The organism is Desulfovibrio sp. GTC20076 (genome assembly GCF_055385905.1).
Genome location: NZ_AP039366.1, coordinates 1,507,994 through 1,526,843, shown reverse-complemented (window position 1 = coordinate 1,526,843; position 18,850 = coordinate 1,507,994). Strand labels below are relative to the sequence as shown.

Annotated in this window: 15 protein-coding genes, 2 tRNA genes and 1 CRISPR repeat array; of the genes, 11 read left to right on the top strand and 6 right to left on the bottom strand. The window is 54.2% G+C overall.

The genetic code is table 11. The features are described from left to right. Positions 1–168 precede the first annotated feature (168 nt). Positions 169–1,314 carry a dissimilatory-type sulfite reductase subunit beta gene (dsrB, locus tag ACZ495_RS06680; protein ID WP_012624552.1) on the bottom strand — a complete coding sequence of 382 codons (1,146 nt, stop codon included), beginning with the start codon at positions 1,312–1,314 and terminating at the stop codon, positions 169–171. A gap of 18 nt (positions 1,315–1,332) precedes the next feature. Next, positions 1,333–2,646: a dissimilatory-type sulfite reductase subunit alpha gene (dsrA, locus tag ACZ495_RS06675; protein WP_464262863.1), complete on the bottom strand. Its 1,314-nt coding sequence runs from the start codon at positions 2,644–2,646 to the stop codon at positions 1,333–1,335. A 792-nt stretch (positions 2,647–3,438) separates the two neighbouring features. On the opposite strand from dsrA, the gene cas3 reads away from it, so the two are divergent. From cas3 to cas2e, 8 genes are read left to right on the top strand one after another with little or no spacing between them, the layout of a single operon-like run. Then, complete coding sequence (gene cas3, locus ACZ495_RS06670; RefSeq protein ID WP_464262862.1) at positions 3,439–6,021, top strand: CRISPR-associated helicase Cas3'; 2,583 nt, start codon at positions 3,439–3,441, stop codon at positions 6,019–6,021. A gap of 2 nt (positions 6,022–6,023) precedes the next feature. After that, entirely contained in the window at positions 6,024–7,646 is a 1,623-nt protein-coding gene (gene casA / locus ACZ495_RS06665) for a type I-E CRISPR-associated protein Cse1/CasA (protein ID WP_464262861.1), read from the top strand. Then, positions 7,643–8,194 carry a type I-E CRISPR-associated protein Cse2/CasB gene (casB, locus tag ACZ495_RS06660; protein ID WP_012624556.1) on the top strand — a complete coding sequence of 184 codons (552 nt, stop codon included), beginning with the start codon at positions 7,643–7,645 and terminating at the stop codon, positions 8,192–8,194. Before casA ends, casB begins: the two co-directional genes overlap by 4 nt. Continuing rightward, entirely contained in the window at positions 8,191–8,811 is a 621-nt protein-coding gene (gene cas6e / locus ACZ495_RS06655) for a type I-E CRISPR-associated protein Cas6/Cse3/CasE (protein WP_072312528.1), read from the top strand. Before casB ends, cas6e begins: the two co-directional genes overlap by 4 nt. Positions 8,812–8,841: 30 nt before the next feature. After that, positions 8,842–9,894 (top strand): type I-E CRISPR-associated protein Cas7/Cse4/CasC, encoded by a 1,053-nt coding sequence (gene cas7e / locus ACZ495_RS06650; protein WP_464262860.1) that lies wholly within the window; start codon positions 8,842–8,844, stop codon positions 9,892–9,894. Next, the gene (gene cas5e / locus ACZ495_RS06645; RefSeq protein WP_012624559.1) at positions 9,884–10,633 is read left to right on the top strand and encodes a type I-E CRISPR-associated protein Cas5/CasD; all 750 of its coding nucleotides are present in this window, start codon (positions 9,884–9,886) and stop codon (positions 10,631–10,633) included. Before cas7e ends, cas5e begins: the two co-directional genes overlap by 11 nt. Further along, the gene (gene cas1e, locus ACZ495_RS06640; RefSeq protein ID WP_464262859.1) at positions 10,617–11,528 is read left to right on the top strand and encodes a type I-E CRISPR-associated endonuclease Cas1e; all 912 of its coding nucleotides are present in this window, start codon (positions 10,617–10,619) and stop codon (positions 11,526–11,528) included. The genes cas5e and cas1e overlap by 17 nt, the downstream gene beginning before the upstream one ends. After that, on the top strand, positions 11,509–11,817 hold the full coding sequence (gene cas2e / locus ACZ495_RS06635) for a type I-E CRISPR-associated endoribonuclease Cas2e (protein ID WP_012624561.1): 309 nt from the start codon (positions 11,509–11,511) through the stop codon (positions 11,815–11,817). Before cas1e ends, cas2e begins: the two co-directional genes overlap by 20 nt. A gap of 41 nt (positions 11,818–11,858) precedes the next feature. After that, positions 11,859–13,779: a CRISPR direct-repeat array (repeat unit 29 nt; unit sequence GTGTTCCCCACGGGCGTGGGGATGAACCG). 176 nt (positions 13,780–13,955) lie between these two features. Here the strand turns inward: cas2e and ACZ495_RS06630 are convergent. Together ACZ495_RS06630 and ACZ495_RS06625 are read right to left on the bottom strand one after the other, a co-directional pair. Next, a tRNA-Glu gene (locus tag ACZ495_RS06630) sits at positions 13,956–14,032 on the bottom strand. 13 nt (positions 14,033–14,045) lie between these two features. Further along, a tRNA-Gln gene (locus tag ACZ495_RS06625) sits at positions 14,046–14,120 on the bottom strand. 474 nt (positions 14,121–14,594) lie between these two features. On the opposite strand from ACZ495_RS06625, the gene ACZ495_RS06620 reads away from it, so the two are divergent. From ACZ495_RS06620 to ACZ495_RS06610, 3 genes are read left to right on the top strand one after another with little or no spacing between them, the layout of a single operon-like run. Then, complete coding sequence (locus ACZ495_RS06620; RefSeq protein ID WP_012624562.1) at positions 14,595–15,704, top strand: YeiH family protein; 1,110 nt, start codon at positions 14,595–14,597, stop codon at positions 15,702–15,704. Between the two features lie 16 nt (positions 15,705–15,720). Continuing rightward, on the top strand, positions 15,721–16,116 hold the full coding sequence (locus ACZ495_RS06615; RefSeq protein WP_012624563.1) for a biotin/lipoyl-binding protein: 396 nt from the start codon (positions 15,721–15,723) through the stop codon (positions 16,114–16,116). Next, a complete protein-coding gene (locus ACZ495_RS06610) occupies positions 16,113–16,565 on the top strand; it encodes a universal stress protein (RefSeq protein ID WP_371261805.1) in 453 nt (150 codons plus the stop codon). Before ACZ495_RS06615 ends, ACZ495_RS06610 begins: the two co-directional genes overlap by 4 nt. A 253-nt stretch (positions 16,566–16,818) precedes the next feature. Here ACZ495_RS06610 and ACZ495_RS06605 read toward each other — a convergent pair whose 3' ends face one another. Both ACZ495_RS06605 and ACZ495_RS06600 read right to left on the bottom strand, forming a co-directional pair. Further along, entirely contained in the window at positions 16,819–17,709 is an 891-nt protein-coding gene (locus tag ACZ495_RS06605) for a formate transporter FocA (protein WP_296984898.1), read from the bottom strand. A gap of 601 nt (positions 17,710–18,310) precedes the next feature. Next, positions 18,311–18,703 carry a hypothetical protein gene (locus tag ACZ495_RS06600; RefSeq protein ID WP_464262858.1) on the bottom strand — a complete coding sequence of 131 codons (393 nt, stop codon included), beginning with the start codon at positions 18,701–18,703 and terminating at the stop codon, positions 18,311–18,313. Positions 18,704–18,850: the final 147 nt, after the last annotated feature.

Sequence of the window (18,850 nt, the reverse complement as noted above, 5' to 3'; positions counted from 1 at the left end):
GCGCGGCAAGGATTTGCCTTCAAAACCCTGTCGTATTTCAAGCGCGTAATGCCCTGGAGCAGATTTAAGGCACGCTTACTTCGGCGTTTAACCGCACAGGTAAACTGCGCTTACGCCTCCGTAGTGAACGTCTGCTCACTGTCAGAGCAGTTTAACTTTTAAATTACCCTAGAACTTGAACTGCGTGCTCTGCCGCCAGGTGTAGTAGGCAGGGTCACGGAAGTCGTCGATAAGGTGGTGGGTGAACTCAAGGCCGGTCATCTTGAAGAAAGTTTCCCAGCCGATGCGCTCGGCCCAGTCGCCCAGGCGTTCGTACTTGTTGGCATTGGCCGCGTACACTTCAACGATGTGCTTCACGGTCTTGGTCAGCGAAGGCCAGCGGGGCGGTTCGTTGGGGATGTAGCCCACAACGACCTTGGAGAACTTGGGCATGCTGATGCGGTTGGAAACCTTGCCGCCCACCATGATGGCAATGCCGTCGCCTTCGCCGTCCGAGATGGGCAGCGCAGGGCACATGGTGTAGCAGTTACCGCAGTACATGCAGCGTTCGTTCTTGATGGCGATGGAGTTCACCTTCTTGCCGTCAAGCTCCACCTTGGTGGGGCGCACGGCGGCAGTGGGGCAAGCGGCCACGGCCAGGGGAATTTCGCACAGCTGGTCGGTCCACTCGTGGTCGATCATGGGCGGCTTGCGGTGGATACCCACAAGGCCGATGTCGGAACAGTGCACCGCGCCGCACATGTTGATGCAGCAGGCCAGGGCTATGCGCACGGGGGCGGGCAGACGCATGGACTTAAAGTCCTCAAACACAACGTCCATCACAGCCTTGACCGGGCCGGAGGCGTCGGTGGCAGGCGTATGACAGTGCACCCAGCCCTGGGTGTGCACCATGTTGCTGATGCCGGCGCCGGTGCCGCCCACGGGGAACTTGAACGAGCCGCCGTCAAACTTGCGGCTGTTCAGGTCATCGCGCAGGGCCTTCATGCCGTCTTCGCTGTCCACCATGAATTCAATGTTGTTACGCGTGGTCCAGCGCAGGTAGCCGCCGCAGTACTTGTCGGCGATGTCGCACAGTTCACGGATCAGCGTGATGGACATGGTGCGGGTGCCGCCCACGCGGACGGTGTAGCACTTGTCGCCGCTTTCGGCCACGTGCAGCAGCACGCCCGGCTCAAGAATCTCATGATAGAGCCACTTGCCGAAGTTGTTTTTGATGATCGGCGGAAAGTATTCATCATACTTGTGGGGGCCGATGTCAGTGATACGGCCTTCCATCGGTTTTGCGGGATTGTACCCGGAAGAAATAAATGCCATGTTTTTCTCCCCCTTTGACTAGCGTTGATGGCGTTTGCGGTAAGCGGCGAGGTCACGGTCCCAGCCACCGGTAACTTCTTCTTCCTTGAAGAAGATGTACGGGTTGGAACGGGGTTCCTTGACGTGGTAGGCGGCAGCAGGAGTGTCGGTGACTTCCAGCAGTTTCTGGAAGGACAGACGCTTCATGGTTTCACCCACGCGTTCGCGGTTTTTGCCTTCTTCCATCCACCAGTCCCAGATCTTTTCGATGACTTCTTTGACGTCATCGTAGGGAGCTTCACAGGAAACGAAGGGCACGAGCAGCGAACCCATCTGGGCACCGTCAACCACGGGAGCCTTGGCGCCCACGAGGATGCTCGCACCGCGCTCGTCGCCGATGTGCAGGGCGCGGGGCATGGTGTTGATGCAGTGCATGCAGCGCACGCAATCAGCGGTCTTGATGGAAAGCTTGGAGCCGTCCCACTTCATGCACTGGGAGGGGCAGCGGTCCACCACTTCTTTCTGCAGGTCGAACTTGCCCCAGTCGCGACCGGAGTGAGCACCGGCGTTGGGGGCAAATTCACCGGCCACGTAAGCCTTCACGGCTTCCTGGTCGATTTTGATGTCGTCCTTCCAGGTGCCGACCACGGCAAAGTCGGAGCGCGCCATGGCGCACACGCAGCCGTTGGGGCAGCCGTCGAACTTGAACTTGAACTTGTAGGGGAACGCGGGGCGGTGCAGTTCGTCCTGATAGTCCATGGTCAGCTGGTAGCACATGTCCTGCGTGTTGTAGCAGGCATATTCGCAGCGGGACTGACCGAGACAGGCTTCAGGCGTACGCAGGTTGGAGCCGGAGCCGCCAAGGTCCACGTTCATCTTGTGGGTCAGCTCGTGGAAGATTTCTTCGAGCTGGGCGGTCTGGGTGCCAAGCAGCACGATGTCACCGGTGGAGCCGTGCATGTTGGTCAGGCCGGAGCCGCGCAGGTCCCATATGTCGCACAGATCACGCAGGAATTTGCTGTGATAGTACTTGGCAGCGGGCTGGGCCACACGCATGGTGTGAAAGTGGGCCACGCCGGGGAACATTTCGGGCTGGTCGCAGTAACGGCCGATAACGCCGCCACCATAACCGAACACGCCCACGATGCCGCCGTGCTTCCAGTGGGTTTCCTTGTCATTGTAGGAAAGCTCAAGCACACCCAGCAGGTCTTCAGGGCAGTCCACGGGGATCTGATAATCAAGCCCCTTAGGATTCTCGGCCCGGTAGGCCGCTTCCAGCTTGATGTCAGACACAAAGCTCGGCCAGGGGCCGCTTTCCAGCTGGTCCAACAGCGGCGTTGCACATTTTGCCATTATCACACCTCAAAAGTTCAATGTTGTTGTACGAGCAGATAAAGCAACCATGCGGCGCAATAAAAAAAGCACGGCAAAACGCCTTTGCGCCGGATGTCCGCCATCTGCTTGCTCCATCTCCCAGATATGCCCCCTGAAAACCAGACAGGAGCAGATGTAGTGCTTCCCTTATTCAAGAAGTAAGCCTGTTTTGTTTTATATTTAAAAATAATATAGTTACGTAAAAAATAAAAATGTTGTCTGTAAATATATCACGAATTTCAACGTAATATAACGATATTTCGTTGTTAACTGGTTGTTGTCGTTGCTCTGGCTTATGCCTCCATTACAGTGGCAAAAAACAAATGCTCAAATGTACCTGCCCTGTGGAATTCCCGGATGTTCGCAGAGGGGTGAAGCCCACTGACGTCAAAGAGATATTTTTATAGGCTGCTTCAGTTAATTATGTGCTGCTAGGGGCTGTCTCTAAGTTGATGGAATGAAACTTCTTCTATATTCAAATTTGTTATTTTATCCATACCCCGGGGTGAACATGGGGCATCAAGAATGTCGGCCAAATAGTTTAATAATATTATGCAGTAAAATGTATAAAAACGATCATTCCCGGAACAGGTCTGTTCCGGCAGTTGTGTAAAAGGATATCTGTTTCATCCTCAGGCTGATCAAACGCACATTCCATCCTGTTAAGGATTGCTGTAATCATGAGTCATATATAGCAATTCAATAGGCTATTTGCTATTAATGCGTTACTCTATTATGAGTTGCCTTGTGGTCGCCTTGTATGGAGTACTCATGGAAAAGTATACGTTTTGGGCTAAAACATATGCTTCAAATCTGCCGGGGATATCAGTGCTCCTGCATGGCAGGTTTGCCAGCGCTGTGGGGCGCTGCCTTGTACGGGCCATGTTTCCCCCGCAGTGGCAAGATTTGCATGCTGTTGTTGCCTTTCTGCTATCCATACATGATGTCGGCAAAATCAGCCCGCAATTTCAGGGCAAATGCCTTTTGTGGCTTGAGCAGAACGGTCTTGCCAGAGAGGCCGCAAACAATGCGTGGCCCAGTTTTACTACGACTCATGCCTGCCTTTCACAGGAAATTCTTGATTATTTTTGGCAACAAAAGGGGCTTCTGTCAGAGTCGTACTCTCTGTGGAGCGCCATTGTGGGCGCGCATCACGGTAAATGGGCCAAGGCAAGGCCGTACCATTACGGGCAGGTTTCACCACCTTGCCTGGCCCCATCCCCATCAGTCGACTGGCTGCGGGAAGAGCTGAATTTTGTTGCCTATCAATGGGAACAGCATGCCAATACAGAGCTGCCGCCTGTTACGGATGCAAGCGCCAGTCTTTACGCCTCAGCAGGACTCCTGGTTCTTGCGGACTGGATCGCTTCTGACGAGCACCATTTCCCTGCAAACCCTACGCTTGCGCCCATAGCTGATGAACAGATCGACAGAGTGGCTCATGATGTTGTTGGCAGTCTTGGTTTTGCTCCACTTGAAATACGCACCGGCCTGAGCTTTGAAGATATCTTCGGCTGCTCGCCGTACCCCATGCAGGTCGCCGCATGGAGTAGTATTACTGAACCCGGGGTCTATGTCATAGAAGCGCCAATGGGCATGGGTAAAACAGAGGCTGCGCTCATGGCTGCCTACAAGCTTATGGAGCAGGGCAAGGCGCGTGGGCTGTATTTTGGCCTGCCCACACAGGCCACAAGCAACAGGATTTATGAACGGGTACTGGAATTCATACTGCGAATATCGCCGACTGCGCAAAGGGTGCAGTTGATCCACGGCAACTCATGGCTCCTGGATGACACGCTTGCCATGCCAGAGCAGCAGCAACTGTCTGATGATTCCGCCGCAGATCCAAAAGCAGGCTCCGGTGCCGATCCCTTGCGCTGGTTCTGTTCGTCCCGCCGGGCGTTGCTCGCTCCCGTGGGGGTGGGCACGGCAGATCAGGCCATGCTGGCTGCGCTGGCGGTAAAACACTTTGCCCTTCGCAGGCTTGCCCTTCTGGGCAAAGTGGTCATTCTGGACGAAGTGCACAGCTATGACCACTACACGAGAGCCATCATACAGCAGCTTTGCAGGGTTCTTGCTGATCTTGGATCAACGGTCATTATCCTTTCCGCCACGCTTTCCGGCTCAGCCCGTTCAGCGCTCTTGCAGTCATGCGGCCCTGTTCCCAGCATGGGTGCAGAGGAGGACAGTCTGCCATATCCCTGCATCAGCGGGCGCGCCCATGATCAGGATACCGTGCAGGTTATCCCTTGTACGCCGCCGCCTTCACACACTGTTCATGTGGATTTTCAGTCACTACAGGGCGCCATCAGCCGCGCACTGGATATTGCTGCCGCAGGCGGCCAGGTGCTTTGGGTCTGCAATACGGTTGCCAATGCTCAGGAGACGTTTCGCAATATACAAGCTCATGCAGCAGTTACAGACTGCCAGGCAGACATGGGCATTCTGCATGCCCGACTGCCGTTCTTTATGCGCGAAGAGCGTGAAACGGAATGGATGCAGCGCCTGGGCAAGAAAGGGCAGCGGCAGCGCGGATGTATTCTCGTCTCTACGCAGATTGTGGAGCAGAGCGTGGACCTGGATGCCGATGTGCTGTTCACGGAGCTGGCCCCCACTGACATGCTGCTGCAACGTATGGGCAGGTTATGGCGGCATACACGACGCGACCGCCCGGTTCCCCATCCCTGCATGCATATTATTGCCGAGAATTTTTCCCTGACAGATCTGCTGGGTATGAGCGCGCCTGCAATTACAAAAGCGCTGGGCAGCAAAGCCAAGGTGTACGATCCGTTCATTTTATTGCGCACACTTGAGGTGTGGGGCAAGGCTGCATCGGTAACGCTCCCGGACGACATCCGCAGGTTCATATATGCAACATACACAGAACCTGAATTTCTGACGGAAGCATTGCAGGAACTGTATGACGCGCAGTTTGGTAAAAGTGCAGCCATGAAGATGCAGGCGCAAATTAACACGGATATATGGCGACTCGCTGGTACTGATGTAGAAGAATACGCGCCCACAAGGCTTTCAGACCATCAGGAATACGGTTTCGTTATGTACCGTAGTAATGTAAAAAATCAGATAACACTGCTTGATGGCAGTGTTGTTAATGCCAATGACAAGGACTTTCGTAAGGATACGGCTCGCAAACTGCACCGTAACGCAGTCAGGATTCCTGACTACCGTTTGGTGAAAAATCCAGAAAAGTCAAAATTTTTATCTGGTTATAATCTGATGCACTGGATAAAAATTTGTGATGATGGAAACCTGATCCTCCCTTGCCTCAAGAACTCTGCACCACCACACTGGGATAAGGAACTGGGCATCATATGGCCCAAGCAAAGGAAGTAATCATGAACCTTGTGTCAGATCAGTGGATACCTGTACTGGACAACAGCGGGCAGCACCAGCTTGTCAACCTGCGTGAGGCCCTCTGCGAAGGGGCGCAATGGCGCGATCTGGCCGTACGCCCACACGAGAGGGTGGCCCTGATGCGCCTGCTGCTGTGCATTGCCCATGCTGCGCTCAATGGCCCGTCGCGTGAAGACTGGCCCCGCGTGCCGCAATTGCTGCCGGATGCCGTCGCTGCGTATCTGCAGAAATGGCAGGATAGTTTTGACCTGTTCCACCCCCAAAAGCCCTTCTTACAGATTTCCGGCCTTAAAGCGGCAAGTAAAAAAACAAAACGGACTGAAGATGATGAAGGCCCCCTTGTCAAAGCCAGCAAGCTGGATTTTACCCTGGCCACAGGCAATCAGAGTACCCACTTTGACCATGAGGGCAGTTTGGCGCAGCGGTCGGCAGAGCAGGCATTGCCTGCCCTGAACCTTTTGTCTTACCTGTGCTTCAGCCCCGGCGGCCTCATTGGAACCGTAGTCTGGAACAACCATGTTACCGCGCGAAGTTCCAGCGACGGTCCCTGCGCTGTGGGCTCCATGACGCATACGTTCTGGCGGGGCGCAAATGTGCTCCAGACCCTGCACCTCAACATGTGTGCCCGAGATGACATCGAGCGGCGACTGGCAAGTATTCCCGAGGCCGGCTGGGGAAAGCCTGTGTGGGAACAAATGCCTGTAAGCTTTGATGATGCAAATGCATGGCGCAACGCAACCCATACGTATCTGGGGCGTTTGACCCCGCTTTCGCGCCTTGTGCTGTTTCAGCGTGGCGCTTCAGGCATGACTCTTGGCGCAGGGCCGGTTTTTCCCAATTTTAACAATGCCAAGGCTCCCTATGTGGAAGAACCAACTTCCACAATCATCCTCAGGGGCAAGGACAACAAACAGACACGGGCGCTTTTGCCTGTTACACCGGGCAAGGCGCTCTGGCGCGAACTGCACGCCCTTGTGGCACATCGCAACAAGGACGATGTGGGGGGATTCTGGGCTGCGGCTTTAGCCAGCGCTGAAGGTGCATCTGGCAGGGATATGGTTGTGGCGGGCATGGCGAGAGATCAGGCCGAAGTCGTGGACACCCTTGAATCCGTTTACCACATACCGCAAGCCATGCAAAAAACTCCAGGGCAACTGGTTTACGGGCAGGGGGTACAATACGCCGAAGACATGTCCCGTAAACTGGGCTGGGCTGTGGATACGTACCGTGAAAAAGTGGACGGAGGGTGGGCAGGCAGGCTCAAAGGGGCTGGAGCAGGTAAGGTGGAGTTGTTGATCAAGCTTCGTCAAAAAGCCTTCACACTGTACTGGACAGCAGCTGAGCAGAGCCTGCCCCTGCTGTTCGCCTGTGTGGAAAGTCTGGGCAGTGATGCTTTTCCTGTAGCGCAAAAGGCGTGGCAAAAAGCGCTGTTTGTCGCAGCTCGCAAGGCATATTCCTCCATCTGCGCACCGCAAACCCCGAGACAGCACAGAGCCTTTGCCCTTGGCCTTGCCAGGCTCTGCAAACCAGTTGCGACAGCAGCTTCACCAAATATGGCTTCTGAAATTTCTTCCGATACATTCCATGAGGAGGACGACGAATGACAGCACTGGTGCAATGGCTGCGGACACAAAAGGAGCGTCGCGGGGTTCTGGCCCAGCTGCGCTGCGGTATTGTGCCCGGCAAACAGCAAAGAGCATGGCCGCTACTGGCTCCCTTTGACGGTATTGAGGGATATAAGGGTGAGGTTGTTCGCACTGTTGCCGCCCTGTATGCCGCACATCCTGAGGAATCCGCTTCCGGCAGTATGGGCAGCGTGTGCCGAAAACTGTGTTCGGATGACGAGCGGCGCGATGATGAAAAGCCCGGTGCCATTGGTATGCGTTTTCAGCATTTGCTTGCCGCCGAAACTGCGGAGGTATGCCCGCGTGTGGTGCGCCTGATTTTGCGTGCCAGGGCGCAGGGCATACCCGTAAACTATGTGCAGTTGCAAGAAGACCTGCTGCAATGGGCGGTTCCGCACAAACGCAGGTATGTGCAGGAGCGATGGGCGCAGCAGTTCTGGGCACCGGCCGCTCAGCCTGCAGGACTGGATAACACGTCCGGGCAGCAGCCAGATACCCCACAGGACACTCCGGAGACCATGCCATGACCTGGATGACCCGCTTTATGGTGGAGCTGCCAGCCCTGCACCGCAACAGGCTGAGCGACTGCTACGCCTGGCACAAGGCCATCTGGCAGTGTTTTCCCAACAGGCCAGACGCCAGTCGCGATTTCCTGTTCCGGCTGGATGAAGTTCCCGCAGGGACTCTGGTGCACGTGCTCAGCCCGCATGAACCGCAGCGTCCTGATTTTTGTACAGAGGACCACTGGCAGATCAAGGCTGTACCGCCCTGTTTTCTGAAGTACAACTGTTACCGCTTTGATGTGATCTGCAATCCTGGCCGCAAGGTAGAGGCCTTTACCAGTGATGGACAACGCAAAAAAAACAGCCGCCGTGAGGCAATCATAAAACCGGATGAGCAGAACGCATGGCTTGACCGCAAAGCGGCGGCCAACGGCTTTGAAGTCCTGCCCGGCATGCGTATAGATCCCTCAACCAGATATTCCTTCAGAAAAGACCATCGGTCGGGAACGCATATCGGTGTGCGCTTCAGCGGTGTTTTGCGCGTTACTCAGCGGGACGAATTCTGCCGGGCATTCCATAAGGGGCTGGGCAGTGCTCGCGGATTTGGTTTTGGCATGCTGCTTCTCAGCCCTGTGCGGTAATCACTACATACGATTTCAGGAGAAAATACCATGCGTCATCTTGAACTTCATATACTGCAATCCGTTCCTGTTGCCTGCCTCAACCGTGACGATCTTGGCTCGCCCAAAACAGCTGTTTTTGGCGGCGTACAGCGTGCCCGTGTTTCCAGCCAATGCTGGAAAAGAGCAATACGTGAATATTGCGGCGAACTGTTGCCCCAACATTTTAAGGGAGAACGCACACGCCTGATTGTGGAACCTCTGCGTGATATTTTTATAAATACGTATGGCATGGACGAGGCCACAGCATTGGTCAAGGCCAGCGACCTGGCAGAAGGCCTTGCAAAGCTCGATAAGGATGCAGCCAAAAAAAATAAACTTCAGACAAAAACACTTTTTTTTACCAGCAGGTCAGAGTTGGAGGCATTGGCCGCCATCGCTGTAAATAATGAGAATATAAAAAAACATGCCAAAACTTTTGCCCAGTCTCTTTGCACAGACGCGGCGGATATTGCCCTGTTTGGCCGCATGGTCGCCAGCGCGCCCGAGCTTACTCTGGAAGGAGCGGCCATGTTTTCCCACGCCCTTTCCACGCACAAGGCTGATAATGAAATAGATTTTTTTTCCGCTCTCGATGATTTGCTGCCCTCAGAGGAAACGGGAGCCGGCATGACTGGTACACTGGAGTTTAACGCTGCCGCCTACTACCGTTTTTGTGCTCTTAATCTGGACATGCTGGCGGATGCTGACCATCTTGGTGCACTCAGCCCCGATGAGCGGCAGGGCATCGTGGCGGCCTTCGTGGAAGCAACGCTCAAGGCCATGCCCGTTGCCAGAAAAAACTCTATGAATGCCAACACGATGCCTGCCTACGTGTTGTGCGTGTTGCGTGACAGCGGGCAGCCTGTGCAACTGGTCAATGCCTTTGAAAAAGCCGTGTACTCGCCCGATGGCAGGGGATATGTGGAGGCCTCGATCAAACGTATGGAGGAGGAATACCAGCGCCTGGAAAACACCTGGGGCCTTACGGCGGTGGAAACCATCCGCATGCCACTGCAGAGCCTTGGCGAACTCTTGCAGGGGGTGCGGCGGCATGTGCGCTGACGTTTGCTGCCTTGCCCTGCGCTTGCAGGCCCCCATGCTCTCGTTTGGCAATGAAAGCCGGTTTAACCGCAGGTGTACAGCTTCTTTGCCTTCAAAAAGCGTGGTGGCTGGTATGCTGTGCGCGGCCAAAGGACTGCACAGGGGCAGTGTAGAGGAACAGGCCTTTCTACAGCAGGTCGCAGCCATACCCATGCTGTCGGTAGCCATACCGCGATGCTTGTCTGCCAATGGCAAGGACTGGCTTTTGGCCGCTGGCCGTACGGTGGACTTTCACACTGTTCAGGGCACTCGTAAAGCTGCGGGCGGCATCAAGGATTGCCACATCACCACGCGGCACTACCTGCACGACAGTTCTTTTGCCGTGTTTCTCAACGGCCCGTACAGGGTACTCGAGGATGCTGCCAGGGCTTTGCAAAATCCGGTGTGGGGGCTTTGGATAGGCCGCAAGTGCTGCATACCCAGTGCTCCTGTATTTGGCGGACTGTTTTCCAGCGAGGCCGTGGCATTAAACCATATGCTGGATGCTCCGTTGGAATTCTTTACCCATGAGCGGGAGGTGCACAGCTTTGAAGACGGTAACGACACGGTGCCTGACCAGGCGGAAAGTTTTCTTTCTGCCGCTCGCCGGTTTGCTCCCCGACGTGTCCTGCGGGTGCGCGCACGGGTGCATGGCGTACAGCGTGAAGATGTAGAAGAAAAACAGCAACAGGCGGTAATGACTGATGCGCCTGATGTCTGAAACCGTGCCTCTTAAAGAAAGAAACTCCATGCTCTTTCTCAAGTATGGGCGCATTGATGTTGAGGACGGGGCATTTGTATTGGTAGACGCAACGGGCGTGCGTATGCAGATTCCCGTAGGTGGCGTTGCGTGCCTTTTTCTTGAACCGGGTACGACGGTAACTCACGCTGCTCTGGCCTTGGCAGCAGATTGCGGCACCTTGATGGTATGGGTCGGCGAGGGCGGCGTGCGTTTATACTCCGCCGGACAACCGGGCGGCGCACGGGCTGACCGTTTGCTGTATCAAGCCCGTCTTGCACTGGATGATGAACTGCGCCTCAGGGTGGTTCGGGCCATGTACAGAATGCGTTTCAATGAGGAACCGCCACAACGACGGAGCATTGAACAGTTACGGGGTATAGAGGGCGCAAGAGTTCGCGCCTTATATAAATTCCTGGCTGCACAGTATAAGGTGACATGGGGGAAACGGTCTTATGACCCCAGGGAATGGGATGCCACTGATGTGGTGAACAAGGCCGTCAGCGTTGCCTGCCATTGCCTGTATGGAATCTGCGCGGCCGCTGTGCTCGCGGCGGGATATGCACCTGCCATCGGATTTATTCATTCGGGTAAACCGCTTTCTTTTGTATATGATGTTGCCGATCTGTTCAAATTTGAAACTGCAATCCCTGCTGCATTGTCTGTGGTGGCTAAAAAGCCAGGCAAGGTTGAAAGCGAGGTACGTTTGCGTTGTCGCGATCTTTTTAGAGAAACGCGGTTGCTGCAAAAAATCATTCCAGCCATTGAAGAAGTGCTTTCTGCCGGAGGAATCGCCAAGCCAGAACGTCCCCCCGAGGCAGTGCCCATAGCCATTCCCAACAAAAAGGGGCTTGGTGATGCTGGTCATCGTAACTGAAGCAGTGCCGCAGCGCTTGCGTGGGTATTTGTCACGCTGGTTGCTGGAAGTTCGGGCAGGCGTGTATGTGGGCAATTACTCAGTCCGTGTGCGGCAAAAATTATGGGAGGTGGTGTGCCAGCAGGTCGGTGACGGTAATGCCGTTCTGGCCTGGACATCTTGCCACGAATCTGGTTTTCAATTTTTGACCGTTGGTGCCAACTGCCGGGAGCAGATAGACTGGGATGGCCTGCCACTTGTCGCGTATACTCCCAGGGACAATGATCGCGATGATTTGGTAGATTTGTGATGTTTCTGTAACGCGCTGATTTAGTATTTGTATTTATGAAGGTGTTCCCCACGGGCGTGGGGATGAACCGCGGGGGCCTCGTCCCAGGCGGGTGTGGTAGCGGTGTTCCCCACGGGCGTGGGGATGAACCGTTTGGCGCAAGATTGAGGACTCTCAATCGTACGTGTTCCCCACGGGCGTGGGGATGAACCGAGCGCAGACCACGGATAGAGCCTGAAAGGGGAGTGTTCCCCACGGGCGTGGGGATGAACCGGGCTGGCAGGGTAGCACCCAATATGCTCTTGAGTGTTCCCCACGGGCGTGGGGATGAACCGTTCCAAAACGAGGTCGCAATTACTCATGGCAAGTGTTCCCCACGGGCGTGGGGATGAACCGGATGTATTGGCTGCCACTATCCCCCGTGAGACGTGTTCCCCACGGGCGTGGGGATGAACCGTAAGGTGGCTCCCCCTACTCAGGTTCTATTTTGTGTTCCCCACGGGCGTGGGGATGAACCGCGTCACGTATGTGCACAGACATCGAAGAGACAGTGTTCCCCACGGGCGTGGGGATGAACCGCATCACAATTTTTTGGAGTAACGCATTCCTTTGTGTTCCCCACGGGCGTGGGGATGAACCGGGTGTTTCGGCAGAGGGTTTTTCTCTCACAGAGTGTTCCCCACGGGCGTGGGGATGAACCGTGAGGGGAGTAAAAAGACGAACAAGAGGGAGAGTGTTCCCCACGGGCGTGGGGATGAACCGAGAACCCTCCGGCGAGTTTTCCTACGAATGCAGTGTTCCCCACGGGCGTGGGGATGAACCGTTACTGGCGCACCATCATTGTCGTTATCTGCTGTGTTCCCCACGGGCGTGGGGATGAACCGGGATAACGCTATGAGAAAAATATGTGCGTATTGTGTTCCCCACGGGCGTGGGGATGAACCGTAGCCATTTTTACCTCCGTTAAATAGGATTGCGTGTTCCCCACGGGCGTGGGGATGAACCGAGTTTGCTACTATGTCTCGTAAACCCGGTCACGTGTTCCCCACGGGCGTGGGGATGAACCGAGCAAATTACAATTTGCTCTTGAGATTGATGCGTGTTCCCCACGGGCGTGGGGATGAACCGCACACGGCGACAGGTCACGCCCTTCGGCAAGGGTGTTCCCCACGGGCGTGGGGATGAACCGTTGGCGTACCATATCCATCTTTATAGCATCATGTGTTCCCCACGGGCGTGGGGATGAACCGCTTGATATATCCTTCCCACTCGCCCTCACGCTGTGTTCCCCACGGGCGTGGGGATGAACCGGCTATCCTGTTTTGGAGCTTTCAGCGGATGATGTGTTCCCCACGGGCGTGGGGATGAACCGACCTCCGTACGCTCCCGCGCGCACACCAAATTGTGTTCCCCACGGGCGTGGGGATGAACCTTCTGCGGCAGTGCGGGGCAAAGCTATGATGCGGGTGTTCCCCACGGGCGTGGGGATGAACCGGTCAGCAAAAGGTACTGGATCACTTCGTGCCCGTGTTCCCCACGGGCGTGGGGATGAACCGGCTGTACCGCCGCTGCGCCCCGGCGCGGCTGCGTGTTCCCCACGGGCGTGGGGATGAACCGGGTAAAAACGGCTATGTCAACGGCCAGCCGCAGTGTTCCCCACGGGCGTGGGGATGAACCGTGCATTATTGCCGTTGCCTACCATGGCACAATGTGTTCCCCACGGGCGTGGGGATGAACCGAGTTTGCTACTATGTCTCGTAAACCCGGTCACGTGTTCCCCACGGGCGTGGGGATGAACCGGACCTCGCCGTTACCACCGACGGCGCTGACACGTGTTCCCCACGGGCGTGGGGATGAACCGGCAAACTGCAGCTTGCTTTGGAGATTGATGCAGTGTTCCCCACGGGCGTGGGGATGAACCGTTAACATCACATACGGATTCCAGCGCGGCGAGGTGTTCCCCACGGGCGTGGGGATGAACCCAATTTCATGTTGGCTCTTTCAGAGGGAACAGGGCGAGGTGGGGAACATGTTCAGTTCTGTTTATGGAAAACGAAAAAAGGCCGCACTTTCATGCAGCCTTTTTTCAAAACTAACCCCCCGGGACTAACCCCCTGTGGGTATCTGGTGAGGTTTTTATTATAACCTCTTGTAATCAGTGGCGTCCCCAAGGGGATTTGAACCCCTGTCGACGGCGTGAAAGGCCGTTGTCCTGGGCCGGCTAGACGATGGGGACGCACTGTTTGTGTTGGCTGGGCTGCAAGGACTCGAACCTTGATTAACGGAGCCAGAATCCGCCGTCCTGCCAATTGAACGACAGCCCAACACGAAGAGTGTGTATATGTGAACCACGCCGGACTGTCAAGCAAGAATTTTAAAAAAAATCATTCAGCTAGCAAAATGGCTGTTTCCAACGGGCAGAAGAGCGTGCCACTCAAACAGAAAAGAGGGCTGGTTTTTGTGAAAAAGCTGTATCCTGAAAACTTATTTTTTTAGTACGTTAAATTGCCATGCCCAGTGGTTCGCAGGCAGGCGCTGTTCTTCTGATTGAAAAGTTAAAAAAAGAACAAGTATGTCGTTTGGTTGTGACTCGTAATGCTTTGCTGGTTGTTTATGCAGTTTATCGCTTTTTCTGTTTTTTTAAAATTTATTGCTCTACAACCCACACTAACTCACTGAATATACTTGCGCTAATTGGTTTGACGTGATATTCACACCAAACAACTATCCTCTTAACCTTTTACCGGATTGTGAAAGAATGTTTGTAACGTAAAACAACGCTGTGGCGGAGGATGATTATGGAAGACAAAGGATTATTGGGTAAAATTGTGGCCATTATCCCCGGTTTGGTGCTGATGATCGGCACCCTGGCCGTATTGCGCATGTATGCTGTTCCCTGGCTGAACGGCATCACGCTTTTCGGCGTAAAAGGCTGGCCTGTAAAAGTGCTGAGCCTCAACTATATCTTGCTTTCCATTATTGCGGGCATGCTGTTTCGCAACGTTTTGTTTGGCGGCAAGATTCCCGCGTGGGCGGATGCGGGCTTTCGCACAACCCGCCTGTTTATTAAAACGGGCGTTATCATGCTGGGTTCGCTGTATACCCTGCAAAGTCTGCTCAAACTGGGTATAAGCGCCGCGCTGCTGATTATGGCTTTTGTGTTCGGCACTGTCTTCCTTATCATGTGGTTGAGTAAAATATGGAAAGTTGACCGCTCTGTGGCGGCTGTTATGGCGGCGGCCTGCGGCGTGTGCGGGGTTTCTGCGGCGGTGGCGGCAGCCCCCGGTGTGCGCGCCCGTCCTGTGGACCTGGCCCTTGCCATTGCCACGATTCTTGGCTTTGGCATTGTGACGATGTTTATCAGCCCCTTTATCGGTAAAGCGCTCAACCTGTCAGACCTGCAATACGGCGCATGGGTCGGTACGGGCATTCTGAACTCCGGCCAGGTGCTTGCCACCTGCCTGGCATTCAATCCGGTAATTGCTCCGGGAACGGCCGTGGCCTATGGTGAAGTGTGGAACGTGGTGCGCGTCATCAGCATTCCTTTTGTGGTTTTTGCCATCACCGTCTGGTACTGGAAGGGAGAGGGAGAGGCCGAGCACATCAGCCTGAAGGAAATTCTTATTTCCAAGTTCCCCATCTTCGTTTTGGGCTTCTTTGGCATGACGGCCCTGTCTTCTCTGGGTATGCTCGGGGCTGAAGGTTCTGAAACCCTGCACCTTCTGCGCGACTGCATGCAATGGATATTCGGCATCGGCCTTGTTGGGCAGGGGGCGTACATTGACTTCCGTGAAATCAAGGCCGCCGGCGGCAAGCCGTTGCGCCTCGGTCTGACCGCGGGTACCGTAAAATATGTGCTGGCCCTTATCGTCATCATGCTGTTCATGCCCAAAGTAGGCGCGTTCTAAGCCAAAGGAAGATGCCATGAGTAATGACAAGCAAAAAATGACAGTCTTCAGGAATGACCGGCACGAGGATATCGCTTCGATTATTTTTGCCGGGCTTGTAGTAATTTGCGTGCTTGGCTACATGGCCTTTATCGTACCCACGGTAAAGGTGAAGGCCAGCCAGGACGGCAAACTTGTTTCTGTCGCAGTGGAAAAAGGGGCCGAAGTCAAAAAGGGCGATGTGATCTATTCGCTTGAAGTTGTTGAAAAAAAATGGAAAGACAACGTGATGGAAGAAAAGGTTGTCACCAGGGACGTGAGCGTCAAAGCCAACGGAAAGGTTCTTGATGTTCCCGGCAAGCCCGGCGAAAAGGTAAAAAAGGGCAAGGATACCATCATCGTGCTTGATCATGAAAAGGGAACATTGCCTTGATGTCCGCCTCTGCCCCCAAAAATATCCTGCTGCTGCTTGATGAGGAAAGCCCCGCCGCAGCCGAGGCTGTTCGCATTGCGCGTGAAAGCGGCGCGGCCCTGACCGCCCTTTTTGTGCTGGACTCCACATGGAATGACTATGTGGGGCATGACTGGCTCTCGGGTAGTGGGTCCCGCGCGGACTTCATCGACTATATGCAGCAGGAGGAAGAAAAAAGCGCAGCCAGGGCCTTTACCCGGCTTCGGGAATTTGCCGGTGACCAGATGGAAATCCATTGTCTGACAACATCCGGCAATGTGATTGACCATGCCCGGCAAGAAATGGTCCGGGGGTATGACCTGTTTGTTGCTGCCAACCCCCTGCGGCGTGGCCTTGAGCGCATTCGCGGTAATGTGGGGGCGCTTTGCGAAAATGCCCCGTGCCGCATTCTGCTTGTACCCGCAGCGTAATATGACTGAATGGCTAAACCGGCCCTGACATCGCAAGGGCTGTGGAAAAACCGGGGACCGTGCTTTTGACGCGGTCCCCGGTTGACGTTTGCGGCTGTTACGGCGCAGGTGAAGCAGAAAGGCAGCCGTTGCGTGCGGCGGGCGAAAGCCGCTTTTTCGTAGGGACCGCTATTGCCCGCATGGTATTTTTATCGGATCACGCGCTTGTTTTGACGCGGCTGCGCTTGACGCTTCTGATCGTGGGCTTCGGCAGCTAGTCGGTGGACCGGGCTTGTTTTTGCACCGCAGCCCTGCCGGTATGTTTGTGACCGCCATGCCCGCTGCGCAGATAGATCAGCCAGTGAAACATGCCAACAAACACTCCGCCGCCAAGGATGTTGCCAAGTGTTACGGGGATAAGGTTTTTGAAGATGAAATTCGACCAGGTCAGCACAGTCGCGGTATGCTCGGGATCGGTCAGCCGGGCAGCCACAGCGGGAGGCATCATGTCGTTACACAGGATACCGATAGGAATCATGAACATGTTTGCTACGCTGTGCTCAAATCCGCAAGCAATGAAAAGGCCTACAGGAAACAGGCAGGCGGCCATTTTATCAATCAGTGAGCGTCCGGCATAGCTCATCCATACGCCGAGGCAGACCAGCAGATTGCACATGGTACCCAGAAAAATGGCTTCAATGAAGGTGTGTGTGAGTTTGTTTTCTGTGGTGTTGATATAAAAAACAGCTATATCACCACCAGATGCCCACGGGTGTCCGCTCAGCAAAATGAGCGCCGCCAAAAAAAGACTGCCCACAAAATTTCCTGCATATACTATTCCCCAGTTCGAGAACATTTGTCCCCAGGTAATCTTGCGGCAGGCACGCGGAAGAAGCGTCATGGTTGTAGAGGTAAACAGATCCGCACCCAGAACGATAACAAGCATGAGGCCGAGACTGAACACCAGCCCGCCGACTATTTTTCCCGCTCCTGCCGTGTTGGCTACGGCACAGTAAACAAAGCCCAGGCCGATGAACACGCCCGCCATAACAGCAAGCATAAAAGCATTGGGCGCTGGCCTGAGCGCCTTGCCTGCCATTATCACCACCGCCTTGTGACACATCTGCTGGGGATTCAGTGCCTCGAAGGAGGAAGGATCATGCATGGTGTTCTCCTTTGCATGGGATAAAATGCCAAATTTACATTTCTTGCACATATCGAAAACACGAATACCCACGGCTCAAATTCGTTTCGATGTTTACATCCTCTTGAAGCATACGAGTTTCAAAAGATATGCTGAGATGATGCATTCAGGGGGCGCTCCGGCATGCCAGGCGGCGGTCACGAACCTGAGTGTCCTTCCAAGGGGTGTTTTACCAATTTTTCAATAAAGGTATAGGGGCATTTTTATTTATTCCCGGAAAGTATGAATTTTCTAGCCACAAGGGTGGAAGCCAGAGCGACTGGCACCCGCTGAACGGCAGCGCCTCTTGTAAAAGAGAGCATGCTTGATAAAAGGAGCATGTAGACCCATCTGCACCATACAAGACGTACAGCAACGGGGCGCTCTATAGCCCGAATACTTCTGCCTGAAAAGTAAAACAGCCTTGCGGGCGTATCTGTAAAAAACAGAAAAGCCCCAAACGCTGATACGTTTCGGGCCGTAATAATCAGAAGTCTCATATGAAAATTTGTACTTTTGATCATCTTTCGCAAAATTTCAACAGAGTTACCGGTACGGGGACGGGTTTTCAATTAATACGTAATCATATGTATTTTAATGAAGTGGCAAGTTCAGCCCTCAGTTCTTGGTTCTGCTCATTTAATCGCTTGTTCCACTGTCGGAGATTTTCAATCTGTTTTTGGGCTTCGGCAAGCTGGGCTTCGAGTTCGGCCATACGAGCGGATCTATTTGCATCTGCCTTGCTTTGATTAGCGTTGGTTGGGTATTCATCATCGTATCTGTCATAATAGCCATTGTCATGCATGGGCTTTTCATGATTCCTGATCGTCCGATAATGGAATGTGAAGTTATCCAACTCTTCAACTTTGCGGCTCATTGGTTGATATTCATACCACATGCCCCTTTCATTAATAGTATGGTGTTGGATGTAAAACCACTCAAGAACACCATGAGAGAACAGGTCTTTGTGCTGCATGAGATATTCCACGAACTCAGCAGGACCAAGCTTATACCGTTCCATGAGGTTATTGGACGTGTAAAAATCTCCATCATCTGGCTTTGGCATTTCTGTGAAGAATATTTTCAGAGGAAGGGTTGCCAGTTCTGGGGGGCAGATTGTGCC

Coding starts and splice junctions, on each gene's coding strand:
- dsrB (WP_012624552.1), bottom strand. CDS start 1,314: ATGGCATTTATTTCTTCCGGGTACAATCCCGCAAAACCGATGGAAGGC.
- dsrA (WP_464262863.1), bottom strand. CDS start 2,646: ATGGCAAAATGTGCAACGCCGCTGTTGGACCAGCTGGAAAGCGGCCCC.
- cas3 (WP_464262862.1), top strand. CDS start 3,439: ATGGAAAAGTATACGTTTTGGGCTAAAACATATGCTTCAAATCTGCCG.
- casA (WP_464262861.1), top strand. CDS start 6,024: ATGAACCTTGTGTCAGATCAGTGGATACCTGTACTGGACAACAGCGGG.
- casB (WP_012624556.1), top strand. CDS start 7,643: ATGACAGCACTGGTGCAATGGCTGCGGACACAAAAGGAGCGTCGCGGG.
- cas6e (WP_072312528.1), top strand. CDS start 8,191: ATGACCTGGATGACCCGCTTTATGGTGGAGCTGCCAGCCCTGCACCGC.
- cas7e (WP_464262860.1), top strand. CDS start 8,842: ATGCGTCATCTTGAACTTCATATACTGCAATCCGTTCCTGTTGCCTGC.
- cas5e (WP_012624559.1), top strand. CDS start 9,884: ATGTGCGCTGACGTTTGCTGCCTTGCCCTGCGCTTGCAGGCCCCCATG.
- cas1e (WP_464262859.1), top strand. CDS start 10,617: ATGCGCCTGATGTCTGAAACCGTGCCTCTTAAAGAAAGAAACTCCATG.
- cas2e (WP_012624561.1), top strand. CDS start 11,509: ATGCTGGTCATCGTAACTGAAGCAGTGCCGCAGCGCTTGCGTGGGTAT.
- ACZ495_RS06620 (WP_012624562.1), top strand. CDS start 14,595: ATGGAAGACAAAGGATTATTGGGTAAAATTGTGGCCATTATCCCCGGT.
- ACZ495_RS06615 (WP_012624563.1), top strand. CDS start 15,721: ATGAGTAATGACAAGCAAAAAATGACAGTCTTCAGGAATGACCGGCAC.
- ACZ495_RS06605 (WP_296984898.1), bottom strand. CDS start 17,709: ATGCATGATCCTTCCTCCTTCGAGGCACTGAATCCCCAGCAGATGTGT.
- ACZ495_RS06600 (WP_464262858.1), bottom strand. CDS start 18,703: ATGCAGCACAAAGACCTGTTCTCTCATGGTGTTCTTGAGTGGTTTTAC.